The sequence below is a fragment of the Humidesulfovibrio sp. genome (assembly GCF_035560995.1).
Lineage (GTDB): Bacteria > Desulfobacterota > Desulfovibrionia > Desulfovibrionales > Desulfovibrionaceae > Humidesulfovibrio.
On sequence record NZ_DATMYK010000090.1, the window covers coordinates 1 to 6,026 of the forward strand.

A 6,026-nucleotide genomic window follows, 5' to 3' on the forward strand; every position below is an offset into this window, starting at 1 on the left:
GACCCGCGCTTCGCACAATCTGCTCTCTTATGAGCATGCCGCGTGCCAAGTGATGTTAATGTCGAATAATCAGTGGGTTGGGTGTTGCTCAAGAGGGGCGGCGGCCCGTCTCTGCTTTTGCATGTGCACATGGATGCACAAAAGTGCAGGCTTTATGTGCAGAATGCCCTGCGTAGCGGGGCACATCTGCGCAACAACGTTTGAAACGCGGCGCGCGCGTGCGGCGGCATTGCCCGCCTCCATCCCGGAGAGTAGAAGGGAGTGAAACTCTCAAACAACATGAGGTGCCCAATGAACATCCTGGCCATCAACGGCAGCCCGCGCAAGAAATGGAACACCGCCACCCTGCTGGAGCACGCCCTGCAAGGCGCTGCGGAGCACGGGGCGCAGACCGAGTTGGTGCACCTGTATGAGCTGGACTACAAGGGGTGCACCAGTTGTTTCGCCTGCAAAAAGCTCGGCGGCAAGAGCTACGGCCGCTGCGCCATGAAGGACGGCCTCAGCCCCGTGCTGCGGCGCGCGGCGGAGGCCGACGCCCTGATCCTGGGCTCGCCCGTGTACTTTTACACCGAGACGGGCGAGATGCGCTCGTTTCTGGAGCGGCTGCTGTTTCCCTATTGCAGCTACACGCCGGGCTACCGCAGCCTGTTCCCGCGCGCTCTGCCCACGGCCCTGGTGTACACCATGAACGTGCCCGAGGAGCGCATGGCCGAGATTGGCCAGGATCGCAGCACGGCGGCCACGCAGGGCGTCATGCAGCGGGTGTTCGGCTCCTGCGAGCTGTTTTTGTGCACCGATACCTTGCAGTTCAGCGACTATTCCAAGTATGAGGCCAGCGTTTGGGACGCCGAGGCCAAGGCCAAGCGCCGGGCTGAGGTATTTCCGCAGGAATGCGCGCGTGCGCGTCAGCTTGGGGCGCGGCTGGCGGAACAGGCGACCGGACAGGCCGCCGTATAGATCGCTGGACAGAGGGACGTCCGCGCGGCCGGCCGGGCGGCTTAGCCCGCCAGCAGTTCTGTGGCGCAGTCGGTCTGGGCGTCGGCCAGAAAGCGCCGCACCTGCGTGCGCGCGCCGGGGGCGAAACGCAGGCACAGCACCTCGCGGTTCAGCGCGTCGGCGCCCAGTGAGGTGAACATGGCCAGACCTTCATGCGCTTCCAGGAGGAAGCGGAAAATGGCCACATGGGCGCGCGGCAGGCGCAGGTAGAGGGTCTCGGAGCGCATGGGGCTTAGGCCTGTTCCTTTCTGGCGAGCATGACGCCTATTTCGCGCAGGATCTTTTCGCGGTGCAGGCGCACCTGCTCCGGTATGCGCATGATCATGTCCAGCTGGCGCGTGTGGATGATGAGGTAGCCGAGCACCCGCAGCCTGTCCATGAGCTCCGCCGTGGCCAGACCCTCCACACGGGCGATGAGCGCGTCTTCCTTGATCTCCAGGCTGAAATCGAATTCGGTGAGCAGGCCGGACACGAAGGCGATGCGCCGGGCGCGGCGGGTCATCTCGGCCGCGCCGCCCCGGAACTGGAAGCTGACGAAGTTCTCCCGCGCGCGTTCGCCCACAAGGGCCTCAATGGTCACGAAATGGTAGCCGAAGCGCGAGGACAGGGACACGTAGGCCTTGGAAAGCAGGATGTGGTTCTGCACCCCGAAGTCGAAATCCCCGGTGATGGAGATTTCCGGGTTGGTGGTCGATTCGTACATGATGGAGAGGAAGCCGCGCGCGTCCACAGGCGGCGGCCCGGCCCAGGGAAAGGCGCTGATGCCCTCCCATACGGCCAGAAACGGCGGCGACTCGATGTTCTCCAGCCGGATGAACTTGCCCTCGGGCGCGCCCTTGAAGGCGTCCTCCAGGTTGATGATCCACCACTGCATGGCCGCGCCACCGGCCCAGAGCTGCTTGGCCTGGCGCTCGGAAAAGTCCTGCTGGCTGCGGCCGAAGTCGAACATGGCGTCCACCCCGCGCTGGTGGGCGATGCGCGCCACGTCGCGCAGGGTGTGGCAGTTGCTGGCGCGGAAGCCCGCATCCTCCGGCGGGGGCAGGGTAAGGGGCGAGAGCAGCTCCAAAAGCTCGCACAGGCGTGTGTGCACGGGCGTGCCTTCCATGTGCGAGTGCCGCACGGCGACCACTGCGGTCCCGTCGGCCACGTCGGCCCCGTCCAGCACGTCGGGCGCGGGCTCCGGTCCGCAGCGCAGGATGCTGAAGGCGCCGTCCGGGCCTTGCAGCCACTCGAAGCGCGCGGGCGCGCCCAGGCCCTGCTCCAGCTTGCCGGCCAGCTCGGCCAGGCGCGGGGCGTCCTCGGGCTCCAGCCCGGCGGCCAGGGCCGAGGCTGCCGGGTCGGACGTGTTGCAGGTGCCGCGTATGGCCGATTCCGGCACGGCCAGCATGCCCACGCACAGGGTAACGTCGATATCCGGGATGCCGCGTGAAAGCCTGCGGGCCATGGCCTGGGCGGAATATTTGCCCGCCACGGCGCGGCGGTAGGCGTCTGCGGCGTCGCCGCAGGGCACGCTGTACTGCGCCGGGTACGAGCCGGTGAAGCCCTGGGCCTCGCCCAGGCTGACGGGCAACACGCACAGGTGCGTGCCCCCGCAGGAAGACATGAGGGCGTCGCAGGCGCTGCTGATGGCTGCGGCCAGTTCGTCCGGCAGGGGCGCGGCCAGGATGAGGGCCTGGATCTCGCGGCTCATGGCCTTGAGCGCGGCGTCGTCCGCTCCGTAGATGGCGGGCACGTGGCCGCCGAGGTGGCCGCCGTCCGCGTCATCGTCCGCGTTCTGGGAGCCAGCGTCGTACAGGCTCTGGATGCGCCGGGCCATTTCCTCGCGCAGGCCCGGCTGGGAGGCGAACAACTCATACGCGCAGGCTCCGATGACGAAGCCGTCCGGCACGGGCAGGCCCAGGCGGTTTTTGACCTCGCCCAGCTCGGCCAGACGCGCGCCCATGAGGTCGGCCTGGGCCGCATCCAGGGTGGCGATGTCGGCCACGAGCTGCCCGCAGGCGGGCGGACGTCTGCGGCCCAGCACCTCCTCCACCTGGGCGGAGATGGCCTGGAAGCAGGGCTTGAGGTTGGCCGCGCTTTGCGGGGCCAGGGCCTCCAGGTGCTTGATCATGCGGAAGGCGTTTACGATGAGGGCTGTTGTGCCCGCGCGCAGAAAGGTCATGCCGAAGACGCGGCCATCGGTTTTGGCGCGTTCCATATCGGCCAGGGTGGACAAGAGGCGTTTGCCCGCGGTCAAAAGCAGGCGGAAATTGGTGTGGCGGCGGCGGAACTCCGCGCCGATGCGCTCCACTTCGCCGGTGTCGGCCACGGGGCGCGGCTGGGCCCGGCCGAAGAATGATAAAATCGTGTCGAGCATCCCGGCCACAGGCAGCCTCCTGAATCTAAGTAATAGCGGCGGCGGGAAGAAAAAGCAAACGCCCCCGGCGGCGGTACCACCGGGGGCGCACATGCGTGTGAGAGGCGGAAGCCTACGCTTCCTTCTTGATCTTGGGTTTGCTCATGCCCAGGCCGATGCCGCCGAACATGTCGAAAATGGCGTAGCCGTACCACATGGTGTAGATGACGTAGAACACCAGGAGGCCCACCAGGGGCAGCACGTTGTCCAGAACCTTCTCGCTCTTGATGCCGTAGAAGTTGTAGCCGGGCTCCAGGCCGCGCTTGTTCACCTGGCCCACAACCTTGGCTTCCTGGATGAGCTTCTGCTTCTGCAGTTCCTTGATGGAGGGGTCGAGAACGCTCCACCAGGCCTTGACCACGGTCTTCTCCGCGTCCTTGTCGGTCACGGCGTAGCGCTCAAGCACAGCCTGGCCGTGGTCGTTGAACAGATCGTCGGCATCCTGCAGGGCGGCGCCGAGGATCTTGCCCAGGTCGCCGGTGTAGGTGACGGCGTCGTCCTTGAACTCGGCGGTGGCGCCGGCCTTGGTCAGGTTCTCCACGGCGCGGGCGGCCAGCTTGGCGTCCTTCACCTTGGCGGTGATGGTGACGCTCTTGCCCTCAAGCTCCAAGGCCTGCTTCTTCACCCCGGGGATGAAGTAGCTGGAGCCCTTGGACAGGCGGTTGAACATGTTGTCCGCGGCGTCCAGGCCGTTGCCGTGGCCGCCCCAGATGGGCATGAAGAGCGAAGCGAAGATGCACAGGAACGAGGCCATGAGCATCAGGCCTTTTCTGAAGAGCGATTTGTTGACGATAAGCATCCTAGGCCTCCTGGCGCAGCTTGCCGATGTTGCCGAAGAACTTGCTGAAGATCCAGAAACCGAAGAAGGCGACAACAACCCAGAACACGATGTTGCCGACGAATTCGATCTGGTTGCACAGACTCATGTCCAACTTGATCATTTCCAGTTCCACAAGCTTCTTGGGCAGCACCGAGATGCGGTTGATGAAGCCCGCGATGATGCTGATGGCGTAGAAGCCGCGGATGTGGATGCCCTTGACCACCTTGGTGGTGAGCGCGCCCACCTGGATGCCCAGGAGCGAGCCGATGAGCATGCCCATGGCCAGGGTGTAGAACACGTAGCCGTAAATGGCGTACTGGCCGACGGCGGCGAAGCCGGCGGTGAAGATGATCTGCAGGATGTCGGTGCCGACGGTGGTCATGGAGGACACGCCGAAGATGTACACGAACATGGGGAAGGTGATGAAGCCGCCGCCCACGCCCATGATGGCCGCCAGGATGCCGACGACCACGCCGCCCGCGGCGACGATCCAGCCGGAGATCTTCTTGCCGCCGGGCACGAAGTCCTCGTCGAAGGTGATCATGGGGGCGATTTTCAGGTTCTGCATGGCGGTGGCCAGGCCGGTGGTGCCGCTGGAACCGCCGCCGTGGGCGTCATGGCCGGAGCCGGTCTCGCCCTTCTTGCTGGCGGAAAGGAAGTCGAACAAAGCGTAGAAGCCCAAGAAGCCCAGCAGCACCGCGTAGATGGAGCTGATGAACATTTCGGAAAGCAGGGGGTCGGTGTCATACAGGGTCTTGTTGATCCAGCCGCCGATGATGGTGCCTCCGCCGGAGCCCACCAGGAAGGCGATGGCCAGCTTGGTGGAGACGTTGCCCAGCTTCTTGTGCACCGCCGTGCCCATGATGGCCTTGGCGAAGATGTGGAACAGGTCGGTGCCGACGGCCAGGATGCCCTTGACGCCCGCGGCCATCAGCGCCGGGGTGATGATGAAGCCGCCGCCCGCGCCGATGCAGCCGGTGATGAGGCCGGCCGCCAAGCCCACGAAGATGGACACGACGAAAATGGTGTTGGTGTAGAAGGCCGGGGCATACGCGGTCTTGCCGCCGATCATGTCGGACGCGAAGGCGAAGTTGATAAGCAGGATGGGCAGGACCATCAGGCCGAGGATGGCGAGTTTTTTCCTGCTTTTGACAATGGACAGGGACATTTCCATGTCCCACTTGGCGTGCGCGATGCTCGCCTGCTTGAGGAATTCAAAGACGTCTCTCCCGAAGCCCATCAATCTCCCCTCCGTGTAAAAGTGTTTACGTGCACCCGGAAACCGGCCCGAAACCCGGCTCCGGTTCGTGTCCATATTCCAACAAGGGCCGCCCTTACGCGGGCTTGCCCCCCTTGAGCGCCTTGTGCTCGCAGGCATCCTGGAGCTTGAACACCAGCTCCTCGATGTCTACGGGCTTCATGAGATAGTCGAACGCGCCGAGCTCCAGGCCCTTCATGGCCGTCTCCACATGCGCGTGACCCGAAAGCATGAGCACCGCCACGCCGGGGTGGCTGGCGGCGATGTGCTTCAGCGCCTCGATGCCGTCCATGCCGGGCATCTTCACATCAAGCACCACAGCGTCCACCTGGGCGTTCTGCTTCAACCAGGCCAGGGCCTCTGCCGCGCTGCCGACGTTTTCGGACTCGATGCCGCGGCGGCCCAGGCGCTTAGCCAGGGTTTCGCGGAAGTCCTGCTCGTCGTCGACCAAAAGAACCTTCATGCCCTCTCCTGTGTGTGCTGCGCGCCCGCGCCCAGTTGTGCCGCCAGGGCCTGTACCGCCGCCTTCAGCGCTCCGATGTCGGACGCCTTCTCCA

At 65.1% G+C, this 6,026-nt stretch carries 6 protein-coding genes; 1 reads left to right on the forward strand and 5 read right to left on the reverse strand.

Going from position 1 to position 6,026, the window contains the following annotated elements; translation table 11 throughout:
* The first annotated feature begins 291 nt into the window (after positions 1-291).
* Positions 292-957, forward strand: a complete 666-nt coding sequence (locus VN419_RS03390) for a flavodoxin family protein (RefSeq protein WP_325644450.1) — start codon at positions 292-294, stop codon at positions 955-957.
* A 41-nt stretch (positions 958-998) separates the two neighbouring features.
* On the opposite strand, the gene VN419_RS03395 is transcribed toward VN419_RS03390, so the two are convergent.
* The 5 genes from VN419_RS03395 to VN419_RS03415 all read right to left on the reverse strand — a co-directional run bounded on the left by VN419_RS03395 (position 999) and on the right by VN419_RS03415 (position 5,932).
* Entirely contained in the window at positions 999-1,223 is a 225-nt protein-coding gene (locus VN419_RS03395; protein ID WP_325644452.1) for a DUF4911 domain-containing protein, read from the reverse strand.
* Positions 1,224-1,228: 5 nt separating this feature from the next.
* Positions 1,229-3,352, reverse strand: coding sequence for a PEP/pyruvate-binding domain-containing protein (locus VN419_RS03400; protein WP_325644460.1), 2,124 nt, complete (start codon positions 3,350-3,352; stop codon positions 1,229-1,231).
* A gap of 112 nt (positions 3,353-3,464) precedes the next feature.
* The gene (locus tag VN419_RS03405; RefSeq protein WP_325644454.1) at positions 3,465-4,190 is read right to left on the reverse strand and encodes a hypothetical protein; all 726 of its coding nucleotides are present in this window, start codon (positions 4,188-4,190) and stop codon (positions 3,465-3,467) included.
* A gap of 1 nt (position 4,191) precedes the next feature.
* Positions 4,192-5,451 (reverse strand): sulfite exporter TauE/SafE family protein, encoded by a 1,260-nt coding sequence (locus tag VN419_RS03410; RefSeq protein ID WP_325644456.1) that lies wholly within the window; start codon positions 5,449-5,451, stop codon positions 4,192-4,194.
* 94 nt (positions 5,452-5,545) lie between these two features.
* Positions 5,546-5,932, reverse strand: a complete 387-nt coding sequence (locus VN419_RS03415; protein ID WP_325644458.1) for a response regulator — start codon at positions 5,930-5,932, stop codon at positions 5,546-5,548.
* Positions 5,933-6,026: the final 94 nt, after the last annotated feature.